The sequence below is a fragment of the Streptomyces sp. NBC_00203 genome (assembly GCF_045206325.1).
Taxonomy (GTDB): Bacteria; Actinomycetota; Actinomycetes; order Streptomycetales; family Streptomycetaceae; genus Streptomyces; species Streptomyces lutosisoli.
This window is the reverse complement of record NZ_CP108126.1, coordinates 6,178,547-6,204,989: the sequence shown is the minus strand read 5'-3', so window position 1 is coordinate 6,204,989 and position 26,443 is coordinate 6,178,547. Positions and strand designations below refer to the sequence as shown.

Below are 26,443 nucleotides of genomic sequence, written 5' to 3'. Positions count from 1 at the left end.
GCACCCACGCCAGGAAGGGCTCCTGAGCCATGCCCCCCAGACGTATCGCCGTACTCGCCGACTCGGACACCCGCTGGAAGTGGGGCGCGTCGGTCGCACGGCAGATCGCGCCCGAGCACGCGCTCGACGCCGTCTTCCTGCGCACCCGGGCCACCCCGACGGAACGCCAGCTCGCGGAGATCGGGATCGTGCCCGACACCCGGCGCGAGGTCGCGGCGGCCGAGCTGGTGGACGACGAGGAGCTGGCCGGGGCGGATGTCGTCGTCCTGGCCACCGCCGGTGGTACGACGCTGGCGCTCACCCACAGCCTGGGGATCGCCTGGGCTGCGCGCGAGCGGCGGCCGGTCACCGTCACCGGGTACGTCGGCGTCGTCTACGAGAAGATGGTCGACGGGCTCCTCACCCGCGCCGGCACCGATGTCGTCCTCGCCAACAGCGCGTACGACGCCGACCGGTTCCGCGAAGCCTTCGCGAGTGTCGGTGTCGATCCGGACGCGGTGGTGGAGTGTGCGCTGCCGTTCCTCGGCGGTGATCCGTACACGCCCTCCCCCGACCGGCCGTTCACGCTCACCTTCGCCGTCCAGCCCTCCGTGCCCAAGGGCCGCGAATCCCGGCTGAAGCTGCTGGAACGCGCCGCCGCGCACGCCCGGCGCCATCCCGACCGGCTCGTCCTGATGAAGCTGCGCAGCCTCCCCGGCGAGCACACGACCCATGTCGAAGCCAACCCGTACCAGGTGCTCATCGAGGAGCTGGCCGAGCCCGCGCCGCCCAACCTCCAGCTCGTCTACGGTCACATGGGCGAAGTCCTCGACCGCACCGACCTGTTGGTGACCGTGAGCTCCACGGCCGCGCTGGAGTCGATGCACCGGGACATCCCGACCGCGATCCTCACCGACTTCGGTGTCCGCGAGGCGCACGGCAACCACTACTTCGTGCACTCCGGCTGCCTCGCCTCCTGGGACGACCTCGACGCGGGCGCGCGGCCCCTCCCCGACCCGGCGTGGGCGGCACGTCAGGGCATCGGCAAGACCGACCCGTACGCCGCCGCCCGCGCCCGCCTCGCCGCGCTGCGTGCCGCCGGCCCGCTGCCACCGCTGCGGCCGTACTACTCACCGCAGCGCGCCGGCGTCTACCTCGGCGGCATCCTGGAACGCAACGGCTTCGACGAGAAGGGCAGGCCGCTGCCGGTCCCCCTGGGCACGGGCGGTGCGGGCCCCGTCAAGGCGGTCGTCCGCCGGGTCGCGCGCAGCGGCGCCAAGTCCCTCTACCGCGTGGGCCGCGAGAAGGTCGCCCCCACCCTCCGCCGCTGGGGACAGGGATGACAGCCCGCCCGGTCGCCCTCGCCCTCGCCCTCGTCGAGAGCCCCGCCCAGCTCCTCAACCTTCTGGAGTGGGCGCTCGGCGAGCGCGACGGAGCCCCGGAGCCCGTACGGTGCGAGGCCGCCGTACTCCTTCCCCTCGACCCGGCCACCCGTCACCAGCTGGGGGTGATGGCGGACGTGGCCCGCGCCGAGGGCATCGACGTCGGCCTGTACGACATCCGCAAGGTGCCGGTCGGCTTCGCGCACGCCCTGGCCTCGCTCGTACGGAAGCTCACCACCGCCGACCGGCTCGTCATCGGCGACCCCTTCTCGGGGATCATTCAGCGGCTGCTGCCCCTCGCCCGTACCCGGGACTTCGTCCTGCTCGACGACGGCACGGCCGCCCTGGAGCTCTCCCCCGAGCCGCTCGCGGGCCGTCCGCTGGTCCGCTGGCACCACACGGGATCCGCGCCGGGGGCGGCCGCCCGCGCCGCTCGCCGCCTGACTCCCGGGCCCGGCACACGACTTGAGGTCTTCACCTGCCGGGCGGCCACGAGTGCGCCTCCCGGCGCGATCGTCTCCCTCCACAGCTACAGCTGGGCGCGGCAGCGGTACGGGCCGCCGCAGGTGCGCCCGGGCGTCGACATGATCGGCACCTCGCTCGCCGAGACGGGACTGGTCGACCCCGGCCGGTACGTCCATGAAGTGGCGGCGCTGGCCCACCAGTTGAACGCCGAACGCTACTTCGCGCACCGCCGCGAGGACCCGGACAAGCTGCGCCTGCTCGCCGAGTACGGCGAGCTGGAGATCGTACGCCCCGAACTCCCCTTGGAGATCATGCTGTTGAAGGGGCCGGTCGCCGACACCCTGGTCGCGCTGCCGTCCACGGCCCTGCACACCCTGCCCCCGGTCCTCGCCGGTACGGGTGTGGAGGTCACCGTGTGCGCGGATGTCACCGACTGGCTGGAGCCGGACACGTCCGAGCGGGCGGCGGCCTTCCTGGCGGAGGCCTTCCTGACGGAGGTCATCCACTCCTGACGGGAGGTGACCAGGGCCGCCCCTCCATGAGGTCGCCCAGGCCCGCCCAGGCGAAGTTCATCAGGGTCGCGGCGGCCTGCTTGGCGGAGACGCCCGGGGTCGCGTTGGCCCAGGCCGCGAGGGACTCGGCGGCGCCGACCAGCGCCTCCGCGAGCCCGGCGACCTCGCGCTCGGGCAGGGTCGGGTCACGGTGTGCCTCGCGAGCCCCGACGACGATCAACTGCGTGACGAACACGACGAGTTCCTCGCGCATCGCGGAGACCTCGGCGGCGAACGGCTCGCCGTGCGTACGGGCCTGGAGGTGCAGGACAGCCCAGCCGTCGGGGTTCTCGGCGGTGTGCGTGAAGAACGCCGCCAGCCCTTCCCAGAGTTGACGGTCGGCGGCCAGACCGGGCTGTACGCCCGCGCGGACGGCGTCGGTGAGCGCCTTGGCCTCGCGCCGGATGCACGCGGTGAAGAGGTCTTCCTTCGAGTTCAGGTACAGATACACCAACGGCTTGGACACGCCTGCCAGTTCGGCGATCTCGTCCATCGACGCGGCCCGGTACCCCCGCTGCCCGAAGGTCCGTACGGCCGCGTCCAGCATCTGCTGTTCACGTACCGCACGCGGCATGCGCTTGTTCTTCACAGCACCCATGCGGGCAAGCGTACGATCGGCCACCGCTTACCGTGCACAGGGAAGGTTCAGGAGGTCTGACCCTGCGCGCCCTGGCGGGCGGCGTCGTCCACGGTCTCGTCCTCCTGGCTGCGGTTGCTCTCCAGGTTGGCCTTCATGCGGTCGACACGCGCGACGACCTGGGCCGAGGCCCGGTCGCGCTCCTTGCGCAGCACGACGAAGCTGATCGGGGCGGAGATCAGCAGGGAGAGCAGGACGACCCACATGTAGTTGGAGTCGCCGAGTCCGCGCGGGGCGATGCCGGAGTAGACGAGGCCCCAGACGACCACGAGGCAGGCCGCGAAGATCCCAAGGCGCATCAGCGTGTAGCGGCCCATGTCAATCCACTCTTCCGTTCCGAACCGTTTCGAACGTTCCCAAAGGGCACCGTCCAGTGAAGCACGCCCGGGCGGCGATCTTGCACGGGGGCCGCGACAGCAGCAGCGGCAGCGGCAGCGGCAGCGGCAGGGGCATCGGCATCGGCATCGGTGGGTACCGGCGGCAGATCAGAGCAGCGGGAGCCACATCATGATGTCGTCGCGGTAGTCGTCGGCCGACACCCGCAGTCCCCCGGGCACCCGGCCCACCTCCTTGTAGCCGCAGGAGGCGTAGAAGTGCTCCAGGCCGTGGCCGCCGCGGCAGGTCAGCTTCAGGGCCTCCAGGCCCAGCGCGCGGGCGTGCTCCTCGGCGGCGTCGAGCAGGGCCCGGCCATGGCCGCCGCGCTGGAGCGACGGGTCGATCATGACCGTGGTCAGCCAGGCCCAGTGGCCCTGGAGCCGGTGCGTGTTGAAGCCGAGGAAGGCGGTGGCGCGCAGCCGTCCGGCGGAGTCGAGCCCGGCGAGCAGCCGGTGGCGGCCGGCGGCCAGCGACTGCGCGTACCGGTCGGTTTCGGGACGTACCTCCTCGTCCGTCACCGTGCCGGCGAAGCCGATCGCGCCGCCCGCGTTGCTGACGTCCGCCCACAGCCGGGTCAGCTCGTCGAGGAACGCGGGCGTGAGCTCGGGGTCAAGCCGGAAGGTCAGCCTCTCGTGCCTCTCCTGGCTCGGCTGCCCCTCCTGGCTCTCCTGCCCCTTCTGGCTCTCCTGGGATATCCGCTCCATATTCAGCGAGCGTAAGCTCCGCCACCCGATCCGCCGTGACCGGGTCGAACGCCTTCACGTACGCCAGCTGCGCCCGCCCCACGCACCCGCGCGACAGCTTCACGTTCCCCGAGCCGGTGCCGTAGTGGATCGCCGTCACGCCCTCCGAGACGGCGAGCTGGAGCAGCTCGTAATAGAGGAGGCCGAAGTAGAGGGGGACCTCACCCTTGACCGTGTAGTCGTAGCCGGTCTGGCGGGCGTACATCTCGCCGCGGTGGGTGAAGAAGAGCACGAATCCCGCGAGCTTCCCGTCCAGCTCGGCGGTGAGGACGCGGACGGTGTCGCCGGTGTGCGTCGCGATGCTGTGCAGGACGCGGCGGAAGGCGTCCGCGTCGGCGGGGGTGCCGTACTTGGCGTACAGGTTGAGTTCGAGGGGGGCGATCCGGTCGATGAGGTCGTCGGTCAGGCCCTCCAGGCGGTACGTCACGCCCGCGGTGTCCAGGGCGCGCAGGTCGCGGCGGATGCGGCGCCGTGTCTCTCGCCCGAAGCGGGCCCGGTAGGCGTCGAAGCCGCCCTCGGCCGCGGACGGCACGGCGAGCGAGTACGCCGTCTCGAACGGCAGGTCCGTGTACCCGGCCCCGGAGAGCGCCGCCCGCAGCGCCTCGTCGTCCTCGTCGACGTACAGGAAGCACACGGACCGCATGCCGTCCTCGCGCGCCCGCTCCTCGGCGGCCTCCAGCACGGCCCGCAGCGCGCCCGCGTCCCGGGCGGCCGCCTTCCCGTGCGAGGGGTTGCGCCCGCCGAGCGCGAGCGCGGGCATCAGCTCCTCGGCCCAGGGCACGTCGTAACGGCGCCCGAGCACGAAGTCGGGCCGGCAGAAGACGTACGGCACGTCGGCTTCGAGGGGGTGGGCGGGGAGCGCGGCGAGGAGGTCGTCGTCCTCGTGGCCCATGAAGTAGTACGGGGCGGTCGCCGCAGTCGCGTACGCGTGCTTCAGCCAGGGGGTCGCGGAGAAGAAGGACCGCGCCCCGAAGGCCGTGTCCCAGGTGGCGTCCAGGCCGTGCGGGCTGCGCTGGATCCGTACCTTCACGCGACGCCCCCCGCCTCGGCGACGACGACCGGGGTCAGCTGGCCGACGGCCGCGTCCGCGCAGCGCAGGGCGTCGCCCGCGGTGTCGGCGGTGGCGACGACCGTGCCGAGGTAGTCGAGGTTGCTCTGGGCGGGCTTCACCGGCTTGCCGTTCTTGGGGTGCAGGACGACCGCGACGACACCGGGGACACGGCGGGCCAGGTCGGCGCCCTCGACGCCGGCCAGCACACCGGCCGTCGACGCGGTGAGGTAGCGGGAGACGGCGGCGCGGTCCTGGGTCGGGGTGAGGTCGGCGGGGCGGCCCGCGTGCAGGAGGGTGACCTCGCGCTGCATGTGGATGCCGGTGGACTCCAGGATCAGCCGGGGGATCTCGGCGCCGGCCATCCGCCCGTTGATCTCGACGATGTACGGGCCGTCCTGGGTGACCTTGACCTCGACGTGCGCGGCGCCGAAGTCATGGCCGACGGCGCGCAGGGCGCTGATCACGAGGTCCGAGCAGGCCGTCCGCACCGGTTCGGAGAGCACGGAGGGGAAGATCTCGCCGAGCTCGGCGAAGTAGGGGTGCGGGCCGAGCGCCTTGTCCGTCAGGCCGATCACCCGGTGCTCCGTGCCGTCGTGGACGATCTCGGCGCTCAGCTCGTAGCCGATCAGGTACTCCTCGACGAGTGCGCCGGGGCGGCGCGGCTGGCCGCGGAAGTTCAGCGGGACGGAGGCGATGGCGTGGTGCGCGGCGGCGACCTCCTCCGGGGTGCGGCACAGGCTGACGCCGATGCTCGCCGACTCGGTCATCGGCTTGACGACGACAGGCAGCCCGAACTCCTCGGCCGCCGCGAGCGCGTCCTCCTGGGTCACCGCCTGCGTGAAGCGCGGTACGGCGACGCCGGCGGCCCGCATCATCTCCCGCTGGACCAGCTTGTCGCGGCAGGCGGCGGCCGCGTCCACGTCCATGCCGGGCAGCCCGAAGTGGGCGGCGATCCGGGCGACGATCGGGATGTTGTAGTCCGTCACCGTCATCACCCCGCGCAGCACACCCTCGGTGTGGAAGGGGGTGAGCGCCTCGATCACGGCCTCGGCCGAGTTGGTGTCGGCGGTGAGGATGCCGTCGATGTACTTGGCGTACACCTCGTCGGCGGTGGAGACGGCCCGGTAGCGGTCGGGGTCGTTGCTCACCAGGACGGCGCGGTAGCCGAGTTCGTGGGCGGCGCGCAGCGGGGTGAGCCCGAAGTCGGAGAGCTGGCTCTCGATGACGGCGATCACGGGAGTCGGGGTGGCGCTGGTCATGCGGGGTTCCTTTCCAACGGGCCGAGGGGGGTGGTCGCCGCCGCGATGGGGCGCCGCGCGGCGCAGACGAGGACGAGGGCGAGCGCCGTGCACGCGGCGGGCATCAGCAGTGCGGGCGAGGCGCCGAGATGCTGCGCGACGACGCCCGCCGCCGCGGACCCGGCGGCGCTGCCGGCCTGGATGAAGCTGCCGACGCCCGCGAAGGCCTGGGTCATCCGGCCGTCCTCGGTCATGTCGCCGATGAGCTGGAACTCCTCGGCTCCGGCGGGCGCGATGGGCGTACCGCTGCCGATCAGCAGCACGGCGAGCACGACGACGGCGACGGTGCCGTGCGCGAGCGCCGCCAGCGGCAGCAGGGCGAGGCCGAGGGTGAGCACGACGAGCAGCCGTATGTAGCGGGCGTACGTGGTGCCCGACCTGTGCCGCGATCCGTACACCAGGCCGCCCACCACGCTGCCGGCCGACTGCGAGGCGAGCAGTACCCCGGCGAGCGCGGTCGTCGAGCCGATGTCGTCGAGCAGGGCGGCGACCGCGACGGCGAGCGCGCTGGAGAGGGCGGCGGTCAGGCCGATGGCGGTGAGGACGGTGAGCGCGGCGACCGGGCGCCGCTTCCGGCGCTCGGCGGGGGCGCGCACGGCGCGCGAGGGGCGCAGATCCCTCACGACGTGCGCCCGCGCGTACCCCCATGTGCCGGAGGCCATCACCACGGCCGCCACCAGGAGCGCCTCGAACGCGCCGATCGTCGCCGCGAGCAGCGTGATCAGCGAGGGCCCCGCGATGTACAGGAACTCGGTCAGCGTGGCCTCGAAGGAGTACGCCCGCTGCCGCAGGGTCTCGTCGTCGGTGAGCCTCGGCCACAGCGCGCGCACGGAGGCGCCGACGGGGGGCGCGAGGGCGCCCGCGAGGAGCGCGCAGCCGAACAGGGCGGCGACCGGGGCGTGCCGGGCGGCGCCCGCCGTGCCGAGCAGCGCCACGAACACGGCCGTCCCCAGGACGCGCAGCACGATGGAGGCGCGCGCCCGGTCCATGATCCGCCCCGCCACCGGCTGCCCGCAGGCACTGCCGACGGCGTACGCCCCCGCGGCCCCGCCCGCGACCCCGAACGAGCGCCCCGCCTCCACGACGGTGAGCAGCAGCGCGACGGGGATCATGGTCACGGCGAGCCGCGCGCAGGCGGCGTACACGACGGCGTCGCGGGCGCCGGGGAGGCGCAGGAGTTCGCCGTAGCGCGCGACGAGCCCCTTCATGAGGGCGCCACCGCGAACCGGAACACGTCCTCGTCCGTCTCGGCCCGCCACACCACGTCCGCCCGCTCCCCCTCGATGGCGACGACACCGGCGCGCATGCGGATGAAGTTGTTGCTGCGCCCGAGCGCGTACGCGCCCGAGTCGTGCATCACCAGCAGATCGCCCACGTTCAGGTCGGCCGGCAGCTCGGAGTCCGGGGCGTGGATGTCCGCTTCGTAGCAGAGCGGGCCCGCCAGGGACCAGGGGACGAGGTCCGGCGAGAAGTCACGGCCGAGCGGCTGGAAGCGGTGGACCTCGCCCGTGCCCGTCCAGGGTGCGATGTGGTGCCCCGCGTCGAGGATCAGCCAGCGGGAGTCCGGGAGTTCCTTGCGGGACATGACCCGGGTGAGCAGGCACATCGCGTCGGAGACGAGCAGCCGCCCCGGTTCGCACGCCACCACTGCGTCCGCGAGGCCGAGTTCGGCCATCCGCTTGTCGACCGAGGTGAGGAAGGCGGCCGGGTCGAGCCCGGGCCCCGGTGAGCGGTCGGTGCCGCGCGGCCGGAGAATCCCCGGCACGCCGAAGCCGCCGCCGATGTTGACCTCCCGCACCCCGAGCCGCGCCGCCTCGGCGAGCACCGGGTCGAGGGCGGCGAGAAGCAGCTCGGGGAAGACGATCTGGCTGCCGAGGTGCGCGTGGACGGCGGTCAGCCGCAGATGCGGGGCCGCCCGTATCGCGCCTATGACCCGCTCCAGTTCGCGCGAGCCGGTCGGCCAGCCGAACCTCCCCCGCACGGCGGTCCGTTCGGCCGCCGCCACGAACGCGGGGTCGCTGGAGGTGGCGACGGGCACGCCCGGAAACAGCCGCAGCCCGACCTCCGCCGTCACCCCGGCCGACGCCGCCGCCCGTTCCAGCGTGGCGATCTCGTGCTCGCCGTCGATATTGACGCGCACCGACTCCCGTACCGCCAGGGCGAGTTCGTCCTCGGTCTTCACCGGCCCGTTGAAGACGATGTCCCGCGGCGCGAACCCGGCGCGCAGCGCGGCCCGCAGCTCATAGCCGGACACCACGTCCGCGCCGAGCCCGCGCCCCGCGAACCGCTCCAGCAGGTAGGGCAGATAGTTGGTCTTGACCGAGTAGTACGCCCGCCCCGGCCGCCCGAGCCCGCCGAGCGCGGCCAGCAGGTCGTCCGCCGCGCGCTCGGCCCGCGCGATGTCGAGGACGTGTACGGGGGTGCCGTACCGCCCCGCGATCTCCGCGAGCCGTTCGCCGTCCCAGCCCCGCGTGTCCCCGCCGGGGGTGTCCCCGCCCCGCGTGCCGCCCGTCATCCGCCGCTCCCCCCTGTGATCAGCCGGAACCCGGCGTCGATACGGTCCCGCTCCAGCAGCCCGGCATGCCGCCGCGCCCACGCCCCGGACTCCAGGTCGGCGCGCAGCCGCCCGATGCCCCGCTCCACCGCCCCCGGGTCGGTCAGCGCGAACGCCGAACAGGACCGGCGGCGAGCCGGGTCCAGATAGGCGTCGGGCCGCCGCCAGAAGGCGGTCATGAAACCGTCGGTGAAGTCGTGCCACACGGGCAGCACCCGCACGTCCGGCACTTCCGGGGCATCCGTACCCAGGAGTTCCGTCAGATACGGCAGCGACGGCACCCGGGACTCCTCCGCCTCCGCGATCTCCGGCAGATACTCCCGGGTCAGCCAGAACTCCCGCTGCACCGCCATGTCGTACGTGACGACCACGAACCGCCGTGCCACGCGCCGCAGTTCGGCGATCCCGGCCGCGAGGTCCGACCAGTGGTGCACGGTGAGCACGGCGAGGGCCACGTCGAACTGCCCGGTGTCGAAGGGCAGTTCCTCGGCCCGCCCGATCAGGCAGGGGGCGGCGCCGGCCGGGCGCTGGGCGCGCATCGCGGCCGACGGTTCGACCGCGAGCAGCGGCACGTCCGCCGGCTCGTAGGAACCCGCGCCCGCGCCGACGTTGATGACGTTGCGCGCCTCGCCGACGGCTTCCCGGATCGCGGCGGCCCAGCGCGGATCGGGCTTGCGCACCCCCGCGTAGCCGATGCCGATCCGGTCGTAGAGCGCCGCCTGCTCCAACAGTGCTTCTGTCGTCATCGCGGCTACGCCCGCTGTCCCTGGAGGACCTTCGCCTCCCACTCCTCCCCGTACCGCCGCTCGTCCCACGGGTTCACGGCCATCAGCCACACATCGCGCAGCCCGCCGCTCTCGTCGAGGTGCTCGATGTCGGTGGCGTGGTGGAACATCTCGCGGTCGTTGAGCGCGATGGCCTGACCGGGCTGCAGCACCGTACGGAAGAACGGTTCGCCGCCGCCGGACGGCATGAGCTGGGTCTCGCCGCCGCTGATGTTGTGGCGGCGGCTGACCGCGGTGACGGTGTAGTGGTGGCCGTCGCGGTGCGGGCCCTCCGGTACGGCGACGCCCTGGACGCCGGGGGCGGAGACGATGCGCACCTGGTGCAGATTGATCTGCCAGGCCGCGTCCCGGTCGAGCCCGAGGGCCTCGGCGGCGGCGGAGATCAGCGCCGCCGGCATGACGGTGAGCGGCTCGAAGCCGCGCGCCTGGCCGCCCACGAGCGGGTTGTACTCCTTCGACTGCGCGAACTCCCGGTGCGGCAGCAGCTCGGCCGTCCAGCTCTCCTCGTGCGTCAGCCGGAACTGCGAGTAGCGGCGGTAGCGCTGCCGTGACCCCGTGTACTTGTCGAGCGGAAGCTTCGCGAACTCCGCCAGCGCCTCCTCGTCCAGCGCCGGTATGTCGAAGATCGTGAAGCCTTGTGCGTTGAGCCCCATTCCCTGTCCAACTCCCCTTCAGCTTCAGCTGGTTGACGAGGGATCAAGACTGTAGTCAGCAGAGTCAACACGCGTAGATGTCTGCGTGTTAAATCGATGTTTCCAGGAGCTTTGCCTTGGCTGTGAAAACGCGACAAGCCCCGGCGGAGAGCCGGGGCTTGTCGGGAGTTCGGGGGGTCAGACCCGCATCGGCTGCGGCGACTCCCGGCGCTCGGGGTCGGCACCCTCGTACTCGCGGATGATCTCGTACCGCGTGTTCCGCTCCACCGGCCGGAACCCGGCGTCGCGGATCAGGTCGAGCAGGTCGTCGCGGGTCAGCTTGTTCGGCGTGCCGTAGTTGTCCGCGTCGTGCGTGATCTTGTACTCGACGACCGAGCCGTCCATGTCGTCGGCGCCGTGCTGAAGGGCGAGCTGAGCGGTCTGCACGCCGTGCATCACCCAGAAGACCTTGACGTGCGGCACGTTGTCGAACAGCAGCCGGGAGACGGCGAAGGTCTTCAGTGCCTCGGCGCCGGTGGCCATCTGCGTACGCGCCTGAAGGCGGTTACGCACCTTGCCGTCCTTCATGTCCACGAAGTCGTGCTGGTAGCGCAGCGGGATGAAGACCTGGAAGCCGCCGGTCTCGTCCTGGAGTTCACGCAGCCGCAGCACGTGGTCGACGCGGTGGCGGGGCTCCTCGATGTGGCCGTACAGCATCGTGCACGGGGTCTTGAGACCCTTCTCGTGCGCGAGCCGGTGGATGCGCGACCAGTCTTCCCAGTGCGTCCGGTGGTCCACGATGTGCTGCCGGACCTCCCAGTCGAAGATCTCGGCGCCACCGCCGGTGAGGGATTCGAGCCCCGCGTCGATGAGCTCGTCGAGGATCTCGGAGGCGGACAGCCCGGAGATGGTCTCGAAGTGGTGGATCTCCGTCGCCGTGAACGCCTTCAGCGAGACGTTCGGGAGGGCCTTCTTCAGCTCGCTCAGCGACCGCGGGTAGTAGCGCCACGGCAGGTTCGGGTGCAGGCCGTTGACGATGTGCAGCTCGGTGAGGTTCTCGCCCTCCATCGCCTTGGCGAGGCGGACGGCCTCCTCGATGCGCATCGTGTACGCGTCCTTCTCGCCCGGCTTGCGCTGGAACGAGCAGTAGGCGCAGGACGCGGTGCACACGTTCGTCATGTTGAGGTGACGGTTGACGTTGAAGTGGACGACGTCGCCGTTCTTCCGCGTCCGCACTTCGTGGGCGAGCCCGCCCAGCCAGGCCAGGTCGTCCGACTCGTACAGCGCGATGCCGTCCTCACGGGTCAGCCGCTCACCGGCCCGGACCTTGTCCTCCAGCTCGCGCTTGAGCCCGACATCCATGCTTTTACCTCTCCTCGTGACGAACCAACCCAACCGTACGCCTACCCCATCACTCCTCTTCGGGCAGCTCTCCGACCCGGTTCTCCCACTTCGTGGAGAGCACGATCGTCGTACGGGTCCGGGAGACGCCCTTCGTTCCCGACAGCCGCCGGATGGTCTTCTCCAGGCCGTCCACGTCGCTCGACCGCACCTTGAGCATGAACGAGTCGTCGCCCGCGATGAACCAGCAGTCCTCGATCTCGCTGAGGTCCCGCAGCCGCCGGGCCACGTCCTCGTGGTCGGCGGCGTCGGAGAGCGAGATGCCGATCAGGGCGGTGACGCCGAGGCCGAGCGAGGCCGCGTCGACCGTCGCGCGGTAGCCGGTGATGACGCCCGCCGCCTCCAGCCGGTTGATGCGGTCGGTGACGCTGGGTCCCGACAGACCGACGAGGCGCCCCAGCTCCGCGTAGGAGGCCCGGCCGTTCTCCCTCAGGGCCTGGATGAGCTGCCTGTCCACCGCGTCCATGCGATCGAAGCCTTCCACTGAAAAGGTCTGGAGAGTGTTCCTGAAGTAAGTGCTGAATGCTGCGTGCTGAGCGGGTAGTGCGACGTGCTCAGGTGCTGTTCAAGTGCTGTGCAGGTGCTGCTCAGGTGCTGCTCAGGTGGTGCCGGACCGGGACCCGCCGCCCAGTTCGCCCTCCCACCGCCGGTACAGGCCGTGCTCGACGCCCGCCGCGTCGAGGACCCGTCCGGCGACGAAGTCCACCAGGTCCTGGATGTGCGTGGCCCCCGCGTAGAACGCCGGCGAGGCGGGCAGCACGGTCGCGCCCGCGTCGTCCAGGGAGACCAGGTGCCGCAGCGTCTGCCCGTTCAACGGAGTCTCGCGGACCGCGACGACGAGCCCCCGCCCCTCCTTGAGGGTCACGCTCGCCGCACGCTGCAACAGGTCCTTCGACAGCCCGAGGGCGACGCCGGCCACGCAGGCGGTGGAGGCGGGCACGATGAGCATGCCCTTCGTGGGGTACGAGCCCGAGGACGGCCCCGCCGCCAGGTCACCGGCGCTCCAATGACGTACGTCATCGATGTTCACGTCGAAGGTGCCAGGCTTGCCGTCGGCGCCGCGCGCCAGCCATTCCCGCAGGTCGTTCTGCCAGTGGGCGTCACGGAAGGGCAGGCCGGTCTCGTCGAGCAGCGTGAGCCGCGAGGCCCTGCTGACGACCAGGTCGACGCTCTCCCCCGCCTCCAGAAGCGCACGCAGCACAGCGGCGGCGTACGGCGTACCGGAGGCGCCCGACACCCCCACGATCCAAGGCCGGCGCTGCGTCTGTCCTGGCTTCATGGTGTCGAGCCTATCCGGCCACCGCCGAGATTCAGACCGTGAGCCCGCGCACCAGCAGATCGAGCAGGGCGCACGCGAAGAGGGCGATGCCGATGAATCCGTTGACGCTGAAGAACGCGCGGTTCAGACGGGACAGGTCGTTCGGCTTGACGATGGAGTGCTCGTAGAGGAAGGCGCCCGCGACGATCACCAGGCCGAACCAGAAGAAGGCACCGGCCCCGGTGGCCAGGGCGTACCAGACGAGCAGGGCCGTGGTGACGGCGTGACAGACACGCGCACCCCAGATCGCGGCCGGGATCCCGAAGCGCGCGGGGACGGACATGACCCCGACCTCGCGGTCGGTCTCGACGTCCTGGCAGGCGTAGATGAGATCGAAGCCACCGATCCAGACGCCCACCGCGAGACCGAGGACGACGGCGTCCCAGGACCACTCGCCGGAGATGGCGATCCAGGCGCCGACCGGGCCCATCGCCTGGGCGAGACCCAGGATGGCCTGCGGAAAGTTCGTGAACCGCTTGCCGTACGGGTACACGACCATCGGGATCACGGCGATCGGCGCGAGGGCGAGGCAGAGCGGGTTGAGCAGCGCCGCGGCCCCCAGAAAGAAGACGAGCGCCACCAACGCACCCGTCCACGCGTGCTTCACGCTCATCGCGCCGGTGACCAGCTCACGATGGGCCGTACGCGGGTTACGGGCGTCGATCTCGCGGTCGATGATCCGGTTCGCGGCCATGGCGAAGGTGCGCAGGCCGACCATCGCGATGGTGACGAGCAGCAGCCGCCCCCAGTGGATGTTCTTGTCCCACTGGAACATCGCGGTGAGCGCGGCGATGTACGCGAACGGCAGCGCGAACACCGAGTGCTCGATCATGACGAGGCGCAGGAACGCCTTGGTGCGGCCCGGCTGCGGGAGCGCCGCGGAAGCTGAACTCACAGGCCGTACTCCTTCCAACGGCGGTCGACCTTCGCCGCCGTCTCCGGGTCGGACAGCACCATCTCGGGCCAGCCGCCGTCCCGGGTGTAGCCCTCCTCGGGCCACTTCTTCGTCGCGTCGATGCCCGCCTTGCCGCCCCAGAACTGCTGGTAGGAGGCGTGGTCGAGGTGGTCGACCGGTCCTTCGACGACCGTGAGATCGCGGCCGTAGTCGGTGTTCCCCAGCGCCCGCCACGCGACCTCGTGCAGATCGTGGACGTCGCAGTCCGAGTCGACGACCACGATGAGCTTCGTCAGGGACATCATGTGCGCACCCCAAATGGCATGCATCACCTTTTGTGCATGCTTGGGGTACTTCTTGTCGATCGCGACGATCGCGCAGTTGTGGAAGCCGCCGGCCTCGGGGAGGTGGTAGTCCACGATGTCCGGCACGATGATCTTGAGAAGCGGAAGGAAGAACCGCTCGGTGGCCCGCCCGAGGGGCCCGTCCTCGGTCGGCGGTCGCCCCACAACAATCGACTGGATCAGCGGGCGCCTGCGCATGGTGACGCAGTCGATGGTGAGCGCCGGGAACGGCTCCTGCGGCGTGTAGAACCCGGTGTGGTCGCCGAACGGCCCTTCGGGGAGCATCTCCCCGGGTTCCAGCCACCCTTCGAGTACGACCTCCGCGTTCGCGGGGACCTGAAGCGGAACGGTCTTGCAGTCCACCATCTCGATCCGCTTGCCCTGGATGAACCCGGCGAAGAGGTACTCGTCGATGTCGCCGGGGAGGGGAGCGGTGGAGGCATAGGTGACTGCCGGCGGGCACCCGAAGGCGATGGCGACGGGCAGCCGCTCACCGCGGCGGGCCGCGACCTGGTAGTGGTTCCGGCTGTCCTTGTGGATCTGCCAGTGCATGCCGATGGTGCGCTTGTCGTGGCGCTGGAGGCGGTAGAGCCCGAGGTTGCGGATGCCGGACTCGGGGTCCTTGGTGTGGGTGAGCCCGAGGTTGAAGAAGGAGCCGCCGTCCTGAGGCCAGGTGAAGAGAGCGGGGAGGGCGTCGAGGTCGACCTCGTCACCGTGCAGGACGACCTCCTGCACGGGCGCGTTGTCGGACTTCACCTTCTTCGGCGGTACGTGGGCCATGGCGCCGAGCTTGCCGAAGGCCTCGCGGACGCCGACGAACCCGTGCGGGAGCTCGGGCCTGAGCAGCCCGCCGATCTTGTCGCTGATCTCGCCGTACGACTTCAGCCCCAGGGCTTTGAGCAGCCGCCGATCGGTCCCGAACACATTCATGGCGAGCGGCATGGAAGCCCCGCGCACGTTCTCGAAGAGCAGCGCGGGCCCACCACTCTTCTGTACCCGGTCGACGATCTCCCCGACCTCCAGGTACGGGTCCACCTCGGCCTTGATGCGCTTGAGGTCGCCCTCGCGCTCCAGTGCCCTCAGCAGGGAGCGAAGATCGTCGTAAGCCATGCGTTCCAGTATCGCCGAGCCCCACCCCACGCCTGCGCGCGCCCCACCGTCACGGGGCGACCGGGCGGTTCTTCGCCCCCGCCGCCCCTACCCGTCCCATCCTTCTGGGGCTCCGCCCCAGACCCCGTGGGCCGGTTCTTTGGCTGCGGGTGGGTGGGGGCTGGTCCAAAAGATTGCGCAGTTCCCCGCGCCCCTAAAAGGGGCGCGGGGAACTGCGCAATCTTTTGAGCGGGGGTCTGGGGGCGCAGCCCCCAGGGATGGGACGGGTAGGGGCGGCGGGGGCGAGGAAACCCGCCCCACCCCACTGGAGGGCACCCGCTAACCTGTGCGCGTCACCGGGGCCCCACACCGCCCCGAACAACCAACGCTCACTGGGGGATCGTTCGGCCATGCTCAGGTATCTGCCCTTCCTGCTGGTCCTGGCGCTGTGGATCTACGCGTTCATCGACTGCCTGAACACACCCGAGGAGCAGGTACGGGGCCTGCCGAAGGTGGTGTGGGTGATCATCATCCTGCTCTTCGGCGAGGTCCTGGTCGGCCCGATCGCCTGGCTGGTGGCGGGCAAGACCCGCCAGACCCCGGCAAACGGCGCCACCCCCTCCGAGTGGCACCGCAACCAGCGCACCCAGTTCGTCGCCCCGGACGACAACCCCGAGTTCCTGAACTCCCTCAAGGCCGAGAACAAGAAGGACGAGGCACTCCTGAAGGACTGGGAGGCCGACCTCCGGCGCCGCGAGGAGGAGCTGCGCCGGCGCGAGCGCGGCGAGGAGAACGAGAGCTGATGGAGCTGCGGCTGCTGGTCACCTTCGAGAAGGTCGCGACCGTGCTGAGCTTCACCCAGGCCGCCGCCGAGCTGAAGTACGCACAGTCCAGCGTGACCAGCCAGATCCGCGCCCTGGAGTCGTCACTCGGCACGGAGCTCTTCGACCGGCTCGGCAGCCGTATCCGGCTGACGGAGGCGGGCGAGCGGCTGCTCCCCTACGCCCGGCAGCTCATCGAGCTGAGCGAGGAGGCACGGGCGGCGGTCGTCGGCACGGAGGAACCGTCCGGCGCGCTCACCGTCGGCACGATGGAGTCGCTGACCTCGTACCGGCTGCTGCCGCTCCTGGAACTGTTCCACCACCGCTACCCGGGCGTACGCCTTTCACTCCGCACCACCATCGGCGACGAGACCCGACAGGCGCTGCGCCAGGGAACGTACGACATCGGCTTCCTGATGGAGGAGCAGACCGAGCACGCGGGGCTGGACTCCGAGGTGCTCACGGTGGAGCCGCTAGCACTGGTGGCGGCGCCCGGGCACGCGCTGTCCGGGAAACCGGTCGTGACGGCCGACCTCGTAGGACAGTCGCTGCTCGCCACCGAACCCGGCTGCGCCTACCGGGACTTGTTCGAGCGGGAGCTGAATCTGAACTCCCTCAGCCCCGTCTCCTTCACGGAGTTCGGCACGATCGAGGCGACCAAACGCGCCGCGGCGGCCGGCCTCGGGGTCGCACTGCTGCCCGAGGTGACGGTCGCCGCGGAACTCACGGAAGGCTCTCTCGTACGGCTGCCCTGGAAGCCGCCGTTCACGCTTCGGACGCAGCTGGCGTGGCGGTCCGGGAAGCGGCTTCCGGCGCATGTGCGGCTGTTCGTGGAGCAGGCGCGGAAGCTGGTGTCAGAGGAGCTGCGGCGGTCTTCGCGGTCTTCGCAAGGGTGACCTTCAGGCTGGCCGTCACGATCAGCGGAACGCCCAGCGCCTGCACGAGCCCGATGTGGTGGCCGTACACCGCCCAGTCCATGACCATCGCGACCGCCGGGTAGGTGAAGGCGAGTACGGCGATCTTGGCGGTCGGGAGCTTGGCGTACGCCGAGTACATGAGGACGTACATCAGGCCGGTGTGGATGAGCCCGAGGCCGGCGAGCCAGCCCCAGTCGGCGCCTGTCCCGGCCATCGCGCCGAAGTCGGCGAAGGGGAGCAACAGGGGGATGCCGACGAGGACTTGGACGAGGGCGATGAGGTGCGGGCGGACGCCGGTGATGCGCTTGGTGACCAGGGTGGACAGGCCGTAGAGGAGCGCGGCGAGGAGAGCCTGGCCGACGCCGACGACGTACGATCCGCCGCTCGTGAAGTCGCCGGGCGTGACGCCCGAGACGAGGATCAGCCCCGCGAAGGCCACGGCCACCCAGCCGACCTTCGCCGCGGTGAGCCGCTCGCGGAAGAACAGGGCGCCCAGCAGGACCACGTAGAACGGCTGGGTGTGGTAGACGACCGTCGCGACGGAGATCGACGTGTTCTCGTACGCCTGGAAGAGGAAGACCCAGTTGAAGACGATGAACACGCCGCCGAGGACGGCCAGGCCCAGGGTGCGCGGGGTGAAGCCGTGGCCGCGCAGCCAGCCGCGGGCGACGACGTAGGAGCCCAGCGCCAGGGCGCCGAACAGGACGCGGAAGAAGACGACGTTGAAGGGCGAGGCGCCCGACTCGACGACGAAGACGCCGAGGGTGCCGGAGAGCACCATCGCGGTCGTCAGCTGGGCCGTGCCCTTGTTCTCTGAGGTCATGCCGACGAAGCTACGAGCGGGCGGTGCGGCCGGTCCACGCGCCAGTGGGGCGTCCTGCCGATGGGCTCATCGGCGCCGCCGATACCCACAGGTCGGCCGATGCGTGCAGGTTGTACGCCGACGAGCCTCCCGAAGCGGACAATGCGCCCCTGGGCCGGACCCCGCCCGGGCCGGACACTTACCTCGCATGACGACTGCTCCCGCCAGCTCACCCACCACGATCGCCCCCGAGTACGGCGACCGGGTCATCGCCGTCGAGACGGCGGGCTCGGAACCCATCCCCGACGCCGAACGGCACGGCAGCCCCTTGCAGCTGCTGTGGACCTGGGCGTCGCCGAACATCGAGTTCGCGACCGTCTACATCGGCGTGATCTCGGTCCTCTTCTTCGGCCTCAGCTTCTGGCAGGCCGCCGCCGCCATCCTCCTCGGCACCGCGATCGGCGCCCTCACCCAGGGCGTGCTGTCCCTGGACGGGCCGCGGTTCGGCGTGCCGCAGATGGTGATAGGCCGGTTCTCCTTCGGCCACAAGGGCAACCTCCTGCCGTCCGGCGTGAACGCGGTGGTGGCGGGCGTCGGCTGGTTCGCGGTGAACAGCCTGAGCGCGGCCTTCGCGCTGAACACGCTGACCGACCTGCGGCCGCTGCCCTCCCTGCTGCTCGTGGTGGTGGCGGAGATCCTGATCGGCTTCATCGGCCACAACTTCGTGCACGTCTTCGAGAAGTACGCGTTCCCGGCGCTCGCGGTGGTCTTCCTGCTGGCCGGCGTGTGGACGTTCAAGGACGCGCACCTCGGCACAGGCGGCGGGGGCGGCGGCCTCGGCGGCTTCCTGCTGGCGTTCAGCACGGCGTGGGGCTACGCGGCCGGCTGGAACCCGTACGCCACGGACTACTCGCGCTATCTCCCCCGTACGGCGAGCAAGTTCAAGACGGTCCTCTACCCGGCGGTCGGGCTGTTCGTGTCGGTCGCGATCGTGGCGATCATCGGCGCGGCCTCGGCGACGATCGTGGCCCCGAAGGACGCCACCCCGACGGCGGCCTTCACCGGCCATCTGCCCGGCTGGCTCGGCAACCTGGTGCTGCTCGCCATCATCCTCGGCGCGGTCTCCGCGAACGCCCTGAACATCTACTCCTCCGCGATCTCCATCACCTCGCTCGGCCTGAAGCTCCCCGCCTGGCTGGGCCGCAGCGTGCTGGTCGTGCTGTCCGGGGTCGTCGGCACGGCGGCGGCGTGGGCGTCCCTGTCGGACGCGGGATCGGCGTACGAGGCGTTCCTGCTGATCATCGCGTACTGGGTGGGCCCGTGGCTGGGCGTCGTCCTGACCGAGCGGTGGCTCCAGTCCCGCACGGCCACGGACGAGGAACTGTCCCGCCGCCTCGGCGACGCCTCCTACACCAACTGGCCCGGTCTGGCGGCCCTGTTGATCGGCGTCGCGGTGTCGGTGCCGCTCTTCTCCAACCAGGAGAAATACGTCGGGTGGGTGCCGGAGCACTGGGCGTCGTTCGGTGACATCACCTGCCTGGTCGGGTTCGCGGTGAGCGCGGGGCTGTACGCGGTGCTGCGCGGACGTTTCGCCGCCAAGGCCTGAGAAAACGAGAACACCGGCGATCGCTCCCTGTCGCCCCTGTCGGCCAGGCCAACTCCAACTGGCCGACAGGGGCAATAGGGGCGCCAGGGGAGGTCATGTCCTCGTCCAGCGCTGCGATGCCGTCCCGGACACGCAGGTCGAGGTGACCGGCCAGCCTGCGGACTCGTCGAGGCACCGGCTGTTGTACAGGTTCTGCAGGGTGCCGCCGGAGCCCGTGCGCCAGGACAGCTGGGTGCTCTGGTCGCAGTCGGCCGTCACGATGTTGTAGGCGCTCACACTCAGGCACTTGCCGGTGTGCTCGTTGACCACGTGGAATCCGCCGCTCGACACGCTCTTGTAGGCCCATGAGGCCGCCGGGCTGTCCGAACATTCCCCGAGGACCGCGCCGCTGTAGTCGCTCATCACCAGGCACTGGCCGTCGGCGGCGTTCGTGAGCTGGTAGTAGCCGCCGGCGGGGGCTTTCGTCGAGGTGCTGCCGGAACTGCTTGAGCTGCCCGAGCTGCTACTGCTTCCGCCCGAGCCGTCGCTGTCCGAGGTGTCGGACCCGCCGGAGCTGTCCTGCGCGCCCGTGCCCGTGCTTGTGTTCGTGCCCCCGGCGTCCGCCTGCGTTCCGCCTGTCCCCTTGCTCTTGCCCTTGTCCTTACCCTTGCCGCTCGGATCCGCTGACGAGGACGGCGACTTCGTCGTGCCCGAGGAGGGCGACGTGGGGTCGAGCGACGCCGAAACCGAGGCGGAGGGCGTGGTCCGTGCCTCGTCGTCCGGCGAGGACGCGTACGGCAGCAGCTGGATGGCGAGGGTCGTGCCGGTCGCCACGACCACGACGGGAACGACGGCGAACAGGACGCGGGTCCGGCGGCGTTCGCGTCGCTTCGGGTCCGGAGCGGCCTCCGGGGTCGGCTCCGACTCCGACTCCGGAGGCTTCGGCTTGTCCGATTCCGCCTTCGGCTCGGGAGAGGGCAGCGTCGGCACGGGACGGGCGGGCAGCTTGTCGGCATCCGGGACCGTCGCCGCGAAAGCGGCCCGCTCGGACAGCGGCTCGGCGATGGTCTCCGGCCACGGCGGATCGGCGAACGGCCCGTGCCGCCCGGCGAGTTCGGTCAACTCCGCAGCAGTGGGGCGGCCCTCGGGATTCTTGTCGAGGCAGGCCGCGACGACCTCGGCGAGTTCGGGATCCAGCGCGCGCAGCGGAGCCAGGTCGGGCTCCTCGTGGACGATGCGGTAGAGCACGGCGTGCCCGGAGTCGTCGCCGAAGGGCGGCCGGCCGCACGCCGCGTACGCGGCCATCGACCCCAGCGCGAACACATCGACGGCGCCGCTCAACTGCCGTTTCCCCGAGGCCTGTTCGGGCGACATGTAGGCGGGCGTGCCCACGACGATGCCGGTCCTCGTCAGCTGGCTCTGTTCGGCGGCACGGGCGACACCGAAGTCGATGAGGGTGAGCCCGTCGAGGGTCAGCATGACGTTGGACGGCTTGAGGTCCCGGTGCACCATGTCCAGCGCGTGCACCGCGGCCAGCCCCGAGGCCGCCTCCCGCAGCAGCAGCCACAGGGCGTCGGCGGGCAGCGGATGCCCGTGCAGTTCGACGGCCTCCCTCAGGGTGAGCCCGGGAACGTACGCGGTGGCGAACCACGGCGGCCGTGCGTCGCGGTCACTGGCGAGCAGCGGCGCGGTGGCCTCCCCGGGCAGCCGGGCGAGGTTGTCCAGCTCATGTCCGAAGCGCCGCAGGAAGTCCTTGTCCTCGGCGACGACGGAGGGCAGCACCTGCTTGACGGCGGCGTACCGCCCCTCGTGCACGCCGAGGTACACCCGCCCCATGCCTCCGGACCCGAGCCGGCCCACCAGCGGGATCTCCCCGATCCACCGCGGATCCTCCGCCTCCAGCGGCTCGGCTCCGCTGCCGTTCAGATCTGTCACGCCTGCCCCGTTTTCCCCGTTCACGGTGATTCCTCTTTCGGTGCGCGTACGCGTTTCAGCGCGCGTACGAGCCAAGGCCGATCAAGCAGTAAACGTACTGATTGATCGGCGTCCCGTTGAGGGTATAGGTGTAGGAAAACGCGTACTGCGTACGGGAGTTGCTGTCGCAGCGGCTCATGTCCGACGTCAGCGGGATCGTGTCGATCACCTCGTAGTGGGCGTCGGACGCCGAGCAGGAGACCTCCTCGACGCCGCTGACCTCCTGCGCGGTCGTGGAGTCCGGCAGCGTTCCGTTGAGACAGGTGCCGGAGGAGTACGGGGTGGGTGTCTCGGTCGGTGTGTCGTACGGGTCTTCGGTGTACGGGTCCGCGCTGTACGGGTCTTGGGTGTACGGATCCTCGCTGTACGGATCCTGGGTGTACGGATCCGCGCTGTACGGATCCGCGCTGTACGGGTCGTAGGACGGGGAGCCGGACGAGTCGACGGAGGGGGCCGCGCTGTCGCTGTCGCCGCCGCCGGACCCCCTGATCAGCACCACCAGAACCACGAGTACGACGACAACCGCGAGCACCCCCACCCATTGGGCGCCGCGCAATGAACTCGATGGGCTCGACGGGTTCATCAGGCTCGTGACACGGATACGCAGGAGCACCTCGCTCCCCCCGACACGGATCCGGACGACGTCACCGTCCCGGACGGGCGGGATACGGACCTGGGTGGCGCCGGACGGCAGGGGAACGGTGACGACGGCACCGGAAGCGGCCTGTTGCGGCGTGAGCGATATGGAGATTTCCACGGAGCCAGTGTGGCCAACGGGCACCCGTACTGAAACACCTTTCTAGAAATTCGATCTAGAAACGATGTGATCTACGCTGGCTGCGACAGCACCAGACAGAGGACAGCCGTTCGATGAGCCCCAAGCAACAACGTGGCGAGGCCACCGTCGAGCTGCTCCTGGACGCCGCCCTGCGCGTGTACGCCGACGCGGGCGAGCAGGGCCTGACCGTCAGCGCGGTCACCAAGGCGAGCGGCGTCAGTCTCGGCAGCCTGTACCACCACTTCGGCAGCCTGGACGGCCTCCTCGCCGCGCTCACGCAGCGCTGGCTGGGCCGGTTGCTGGGCGAGATGGTCACGGCCCTGGGGCATACCCGCACCGCCCGCACGGGCATCCAGGCCGTCGTACGGGCGTATCTGCAATTCGTCCAGGAACACCGGGACGCCGCCCTGCTCCTGCACTCCTCCACGGCCGACCGGTTCTCCATGGCCCAGGGCAAGGAACTCCGCGACGCCCAGGAGGCCAGGCTGTCGCCGTTCGCGGTGTGGCTGAGCGCGCACATCGAGTCCGGCGAGGTCGCGCCGCTTCCCCCCGCGCTCATCGAGTCCCTGGTCCTGGGCCCCGTCGTCGCCGTCGCCCGCCGCTGGCTGTCCGGCATCGACGACGTCGACCTCGACGAGGCCGCGCGGCTCCTGCCGGAGAGGATCTGGCGGTCGGTCAGCGCAGAGCCGACGTGAACAGCCGTGGGGACCGACGTAACAGTCAGTAACGCCACGCACGTGATCTTGGCCGTGCAGCACAGATGATCGGTCCCGTGCGGGGGTTCGGAGGAAGATCCTCGATCACTGGCGGGGGGTGGCTACCGTCCGCCGCATGCCGGTGGAATTTCTCTGACTGATGAGCGGGCTGGACGTACGGGAAGTTCGCCGAGGAGCCGACTACCGATGTTCCCCGAGGCCGAAGTTGAGAGCCACCCGTCCCGACCTGGTACGACATGCCGCTTTTGGCGTAATGGGCTCTTCAGGCTGGTCGGCCACGTCACTCTGTGCGGGTTGATCACGGTCGTGTCAGGAGCCCGTGTGTACAGATGAGTGGGTCTTCGAGCGGATCTGCCGTGACCGCCGGGTGGACCCGAGCGTGTCGGGGCAGGCGTCGGCTCTGCGGTGCAAGGTGAGCCGGGCCAGCTCCAAGCCCCCGAGGCCGAACACCGTGCCGCCCCGTGAGCGGCCCCTCGGAACACCCATCCAGCAGGCGAAATCGGCTCTGGTGGAGTGAAGGAGGCGGCCATGGCGGACAGCGAGCGGTGGCCTGACAAGGCCATGGTGGACCGGTCTGAAGGGTTCGGTGAGCGGCTACTGGGGGTGCTGCTGGACCGGGCGCACGAGATGCCGCCACAGCTGATCGCCCCGCTGGTCGCGGAAGAGGTGGCCAGGGTCGGCGGCCGCGACGTCTCGATCCTCCTGCAGGACTACGGCCAGCGGGTGCTGGTGCCGCTGCCGGGTAGGCGGCTGACCGTCGGCGAGCCCGAGCCGATCGGTGACTCCCACGCCGGCACGGCCTTCCTGTCCGCGACGCCTGTGGAGGTGTCACAGGCCGACGGTATCCGGATGTACCTGCCGTTGCTGGACGGCAGCGACCAGGTGGGAGTGATGGCCCTCACCCTGGACACCGCCGATGATGACGACCGGCGACTGCTGCGCAGGCTCGCCGGCCTGGTCGCCGACACGCTGGTCACCAAGCACAGCTACACCGACCGGTTCTTCCAGGCCCGGCGCCGCGAGCCGATGAGCCTGGCCGCGGAGATCCAGTGGTCCCTGCTGCCCCCGCTGGCCATGTCCGTCCCGCAGGTCGAGGTGGCCGGAATCCTCGAGCCCGCCTACAAGGTCGCCGGCGACAGCTTCGACTACGCCCTCAATGACGACATCCTGCATCTGGCAGTGATCGACGCGATGGGCCACGGCCTGAACGCCGCCACCATGGCGACCGTCGCCATCGGCGCCTACCGGCACGCCAGACGCGCCGACATCGGACTGGCTGAGATCTACGCGTTCATGGACCAGGCCATCGCCGGGCAGTTCGGGCCCGAGCACTTCGTCACCGCGCAGATGATGCGCCTGGATATCGCAACGGGCCATCTGCAATGGGTCAACGCGGGCCATCCCGCACCGCTGCTGATCCGTAACCACGAGGTCGTCCAGCCACTGGAGAGCCCGACCACCCTGCCGGTCGGCTTCGGCGGTGAACAGCCCCAAATCAGCGAGCAGACCCTCCAACGCGGCGACCGGGTGCTGTGCTTCACCGACGGCCTCATCGAGGAGCACGTGGCCGGCGAAGAGCAGTTCGGCGAGGAACAACTCGTCCACTGGATCAACCGCATCGAGCACGCGGAGAAACGAGTGCGTGCGGTGGTGCGCGCCCTCTCCCACGCCCTGATGGAGGAACGGGGCGGCACGACCAGCGACGACGCGACCCTCTTCCTGATGGAGTGGCGCGGGGGCGCCGCCGATCACCTCGCCGCCCTGGACTGAGTCGAAAGCCGCACCACGAACACGGAGATCCGCAGCTAGACCCCGTGATTATTCTCGGCTCCAACGGCTGTACCAATGTTCCCCAAGATCGGGAATGTCGGAGTCAGCCATGCGGGTCCGCCCGTCTACGGGGTGCGGCCGTGCCTCGTAGCAGGTCGGCGCCGGTGCCCGGCCGGCGACGTTTGCGAGCCCGCCGTCGTTTCGCGGTACTCCCGCCGCCCGCACCGCCGCTCTTCACAGCGCCTCCGCCGGAAAATACCTGGTCACACCGGTCATGACACATCGAACAGGCGTACAGTGAAAGCACCGGAAGTATTTCGCGCACCCGCTTTCATGCGGGTGTCATTTCTGGCGATCGCCTAAAAACCGGACTGCCGACGGGCAGTCCGGGGGCAGGTCCGCATCATGACCACGACCCTCGATCGGACCGCGCCCCGCGACCTCGCCGCAGAGCTCCCGGCACGCTTGTCCCTCACCCCGAAGACCGCCCTCGCCGGCCAGCTGGACGGGGCCTGGTGGCCCTACTCCCGCGACCTTGCAGCCGAGCTCCCCCCGCTCGCCACCGCCCTGGAGGAACCCTGGGGGCGCATCACCCGCGTCACCGTGAACCCCACCCGCTGGCCGGTCATCCCCCACACGGTGCCCGTGGACGGGCGCACGCTGCACGTGGCCTGGTTCACCGAACAGGACCCCGACAAGCTGATCCTGCTCTCCTACACCGTGGGGCGCTGGGACCTCCTCGTCATCCCGCCCGAGACCGAGCCCGCCGCCGCGGCCCGCCTGATGGCCGCCGCCGCGATCCCCGGCAGCGTCCTCACCGCCGGCGTTCTGATGGCCGACGAAGCCGCCATCAGGCGCGGCATCCGCGACGCCGTGCGCCGGGAAGCCACCTGGGAGGGCGAAGGCGGGGCCTGTATGTCCCCCTTCGGGTACCCGATGGGACGAAGCGCCCTCCCGCTGCCCGGAAGCACCTGGAGGTGAGCGACATGGAGACCATCGTCCTCGTCGCGCTGATCATCCTGGCAACCGGCATCGGAATGCTCTGGATCCACCTGCTGAACGCCCAGCACGACGCGCGGATCGCGGCCTACCACTTCAGCGACCCCCTGCCGAGACCTCCCGGCCTGCCGGACGACACCAGTCGTCGAGCCCACCGCACGGATGCCGACCGGTGAGGAACAGACCTTCCTCCGACCGGGGGCAGCGGACGGGGCGCCACGGCGCCCCCACCCGCCGGCTTCTCGCCCACTCCGAAAGGGAACACGCCCGTGAAGAACATCGAACCCCAGATACTGCCGTCGCCCGGGCACGCCGAGGTCCGGATCATCGCGCACACGCCCGAAGCCGCCCGCGCGGTCGCGGAAGCGCTTCGTCACTGCTTCGCCGGAGCGGAACAGCGCAGCTATCCCGGCCTTCACGGCGACACTCGCCTCCACCTCACCGTGGACACGGCAGCACCCGCCGGCCCCGCCCGCTCCTGGCTGGCCACCAGCCGGACCCCTGTCGGCGCGGGCGCCCACTCCGACGAGACCTGAGAGCCCCGGGCCCGGAGCCCACCCCCGCACACGAGAGGACGCGGTC

The 26,443-nt window shown here is 70.6% G+C and carries 26 protein-coding genes and 1 pseudogene; 10 read left to right on the top strand and 17 right to left on the bottom strand.

The genetic code is table 11. From position 1 onward, the window contains the following. Positions 1–29: 29 nt before the first annotated feature. Together OG975_RS27795 and OG975_RS27790 are read left to right on the top strand one after the other, a co-directional pair. A complete protein-coding gene (locus tag OG975_RS27795; protein WP_406332114.1) occupies positions 30–1,322 on the top strand; it encodes a DUF6716 putative glycosyltransferase in 1,293 nt (430 codons plus the stop codon). Then, positions 1,319–2,338, top strand: a complete 1,020-nt coding sequence (locus OG975_RS27790; RefSeq protein ID WP_406332113.1) for a hypothetical protein — start codon at positions 1,319–1,321, stop codon at positions 2,336–2,338. Before OG975_RS27795 ends, OG975_RS27790 begins: the two co-directional genes overlap by 4 nt. Here OG975_RS27790 and OG975_RS27785 read toward each other — a convergent pair. From OG975_RS27785 to OG975_RS27720, 14 genes are all read right to left on the bottom strand, one after another. Further along, positions 2,325–2,975: a TetR/AcrR family transcriptional regulator gene (locus OG975_RS27785; RefSeq protein ID WP_406332112.1), complete on the bottom strand. Its 651-nt coding sequence runs from the start codon at positions 2,973–2,975 to the stop codon at positions 2,325–2,327. The genes OG975_RS27790 and OG975_RS27785 overlap by 14 nt on opposite strands. Positions 2,976–3,022: 47 nt before the next feature. After that, positions 3,023–3,331, bottom strand: coding sequence for a DUF4229 domain-containing protein (locus OG975_RS27780; protein ID WP_406332111.1), 309 nt, complete (start codon positions 3,329–3,331; stop codon positions 3,023–3,025). A 168-nt stretch (positions 3,332–3,499) separates the two neighbouring features. Continuing rightward, complete coding sequence (locus tag OG975_RS27775; RefSeq protein ID WP_406332109.1) at positions 3,500–4,093, bottom strand: GNAT family N-acetyltransferase; 594 nt, start codon at positions 4,091–4,093, stop codon at positions 3,500–3,502. Further along, positions 3,999–5,162, bottom strand: coding sequence for a GNAT family N-acetyltransferase (locus OG975_RS27770; protein WP_406332107.1), 1,164 nt, complete (start codon positions 5,160–5,162; stop codon positions 3,999–4,001). The genes OG975_RS27775 and OG975_RS27770 overlap by 95 nt, the downstream gene beginning before the upstream one ends. Then, the gene (locus tag OG975_RS27765; protein ID WP_406332106.1) at positions 5,159–6,442 is read right to left on the bottom strand and encodes an ATP-grasp domain-containing protein; all 1,284 of its coding nucleotides are present in this window, start codon (positions 6,440–6,442) and stop codon (positions 5,159–5,161) included. Before OG975_RS27765 ends, OG975_RS27770 begins: the two co-directional genes overlap by 4 nt. Next, the gene (locus OG975_RS27760; RefSeq protein ID WP_406332105.1) at positions 6,439–7,689 is read right to left on the bottom strand and encodes an MFS transporter; all 1,251 of its coding nucleotides are present in this window, start codon (positions 7,687–7,689) and stop codon (positions 6,439–6,441) included. The genes OG975_RS27765 and OG975_RS27760 overlap by 4 nt, the downstream gene beginning before the upstream one ends. Then, a complete protein-coding gene (locus tag OG975_RS27755) occupies positions 7,686–8,996 on the bottom strand; it encodes a diaminopimelate decarboxylase family protein (protein WP_406332103.1) in 1,311 nt (436 codons plus the stop codon). The genes OG975_RS27760 and OG975_RS27755 overlap by 4 nt, the downstream gene beginning before the upstream one ends. After that, on the bottom strand, positions 8,993–9,781 hold the full coding sequence (locus OG975_RS27750) for a class I SAM-dependent methyltransferase (RefSeq protein ID WP_406332102.1): 789 nt from the start codon (positions 9,779–9,781) through the stop codon (positions 8,993–8,995). The genes OG975_RS27755 and OG975_RS27750 overlap by 4 nt, the downstream gene beginning before the upstream one ends. Positions 9,782–9,786: 5 nt before the next feature. Continuing rightward, positions 9,787–10,473: a 2OG-Fe dioxygenase family protein gene (locus OG975_RS27745; RefSeq protein ID WP_406332100.1), complete on the bottom strand. Its 687-nt coding sequence runs from the start codon at positions 10,471–10,473 to the stop codon at positions 9,787–9,789. Positions 10,474–10,650: 177 nt separating this feature from the next. Then, positions 10,651–11,814, bottom strand: a complete 1,164-nt coding sequence (mqnE, locus tag OG975_RS27740) for an aminofutalosine synthase MqnE (RefSeq protein WP_330306542.1) — start codon at positions 11,812–11,814, stop codon at positions 10,651–10,653. Between the two features lie 49 nt (positions 11,815–11,863). Further along, the gene (locus OG975_RS27735; RefSeq protein WP_406332099.1) at positions 11,864–12,319 is read right to left on the bottom strand and encodes an Lrp/AsnC family transcriptional regulator; all 456 of its coding nucleotides are present in this window, start codon (positions 12,317–12,319) and stop codon (positions 11,864–11,866) included. 132 nt (positions 12,320–12,451) lie between these two features. Continuing rightward, positions 12,452–13,132, bottom strand: a complete 681-nt coding sequence (locus OG975_RS27730; protein WP_406332098.1) for a UbiX family flavin prenyltransferase — start codon at positions 13,130–13,132, stop codon at positions 12,452–12,454. 31 nt (positions 13,133–13,163) lie between these two features. Further along, positions 13,164–14,066, bottom strand: coding sequence for a menaquinone biosynthesis prenyltransferase MqnP (mqnP, locus tag OG975_RS27725; protein WP_406332097.1), 903 nt, complete (start codon positions 14,064–14,066; stop codon positions 13,164–13,166). Next, a complete protein-coding gene (locus OG975_RS27720; protein WP_406332095.1) occupies positions 14,063–15,520 on the bottom strand; it encodes a menaquinone biosynthesis decarboxylase in 1,458 nt (485 codons plus the stop codon). Before OG975_RS27720 ends, mqnP begins: the two co-directional genes overlap by 4 nt. Positions 15,521–15,909: 389 nt before the next feature. On the opposite strand from OG975_RS27720, the gene OG975_RS27715 reads away from it, so the two are divergent. Both OG975_RS27715 and OG975_RS27710 read left to right on the top strand, forming a co-directional pair. Further along, complete coding sequence (locus OG975_RS27715) at positions 15,910–16,302, top strand: PLD nuclease N-terminal domain-containing protein (RefSeq protein WP_406332094.1); 393 nt, start codon at positions 15,910–15,912, stop codon at positions 16,300–16,302. Beyond that, positions 16,302–17,183, top strand: a pseudogene (locus OG975_RS27710) (LysR family transcriptional regulator); the annotation flags it as partial. The gene OG975_RS27715 and the pseudogene OG975_RS27710, both read left to right, overlap by 1 nt. On the opposite strand, the gene OG975_RS27705 reads toward OG975_RS27710, so the two are convergent. Then, a complete protein-coding gene (locus OG975_RS27705; protein WP_406332093.1) occupies positions 17,086–18,060 on the bottom strand; it encodes a DMT family transporter in 975 nt (324 codons plus the stop codon). The pseudogene OG975_RS27710 and the gene OG975_RS27705 sit on opposite strands and share 98 nt — an antisense overlap. Before the next feature lie 187 nt (positions 18,061–18,247). Here OG975_RS27705 and OG975_RS27700 point away from each other — a divergent pair, with 187 nt between their 5' ends. Further along, the gene (locus OG975_RS27700; protein ID WP_406332092.1) at positions 18,248–19,645 is read left to right on the top strand and encodes a purine-cytosine permease family protein; all 1,398 of its coding nucleotides are present in this window, start codon (positions 18,248–18,250) and stop codon (positions 19,643–19,645) included. A 93-nt stretch (positions 19,646–19,738) separates the two neighbouring features. Here the strand turns inward: OG975_RS27700 and OG975_RS27695 are convergent, their stop codons facing one another. Both OG975_RS27695 and OG975_RS27690 read right to left on the bottom strand, forming a co-directional pair. Continuing rightward, a complete protein-coding gene (locus tag OG975_RS27695) occupies positions 19,739–21,559 on the bottom strand; it encodes a protein kinase domain-containing protein (RefSeq protein ID WP_406332091.1) in 1,821 nt (606 codons plus the stop codon). 55 nt (positions 21,560–21,614) lie between these two features. Further along, complete coding sequence (locus OG975_RS27690) at positions 21,615–22,355, bottom strand: hypothetical protein (RefSeq protein ID WP_406332090.1); 741 nt, start codon at positions 22,353–22,355, stop codon at positions 21,615–21,617. A 113-nt stretch (positions 22,356–22,468) separates the two neighbouring features. Between OG975_RS27690 and OG975_RS27685 the strand changes: the two genes are divergently transcribed. The 5 genes from OG975_RS27685 to OG975_RS27665 all read left to right on the top strand — a co-directional run bounded on the left by OG975_RS27685 (position 22,469) and on the right by OG975_RS27665 (position 26,397). Then, the gene (locus OG975_RS27685; RefSeq protein WP_406332089.1) at positions 22,469–23,071 is read left to right on the top strand and encodes a TetR/AcrR family transcriptional regulator; all 603 of its coding nucleotides are present in this window, start codon (positions 22,469–22,471) and stop codon (positions 23,069–23,071) included. Positions 23,072–23,620: 549 nt separating this feature from the next. After that, positions 23,621–24,862, top strand: coding sequence for a PP2C family protein-serine/threonine phosphatase (locus OG975_RS27680; protein WP_406332087.1), 1,242 nt, complete (start codon positions 23,621–23,623; stop codon positions 24,860–24,862). A gap of 405 nt (positions 24,863–25,267) precedes the next feature. Next, on the top strand, positions 25,268–25,843 hold the full coding sequence (locus tag OG975_RS27675) for a DUF5994 family protein (RefSeq protein ID WP_406332086.1): 576 nt from the start codon (positions 25,268–25,270) through the stop codon (positions 25,841–25,843). Positions 25,844–25,848: 5 nt separating this feature from the next. Beyond that, on the top strand, positions 25,849–26,037 hold the full coding sequence (locus OG975_RS27670; protein ID WP_327430758.1) for a hypothetical protein: 189 nt from the start codon (positions 25,849–25,851) through the stop codon (positions 26,035–26,037). Between the two features lie 93 nt (positions 26,038–26,130). Next, complete coding sequence (locus OG975_RS27665) at positions 26,131–26,397, top strand: hypothetical protein (RefSeq protein ID WP_406332084.1); 267 nt, start codon at positions 26,131–26,133, stop codon at positions 26,395–26,397. Positions 26,398–26,443: the final 46 nt, after the last annotated feature.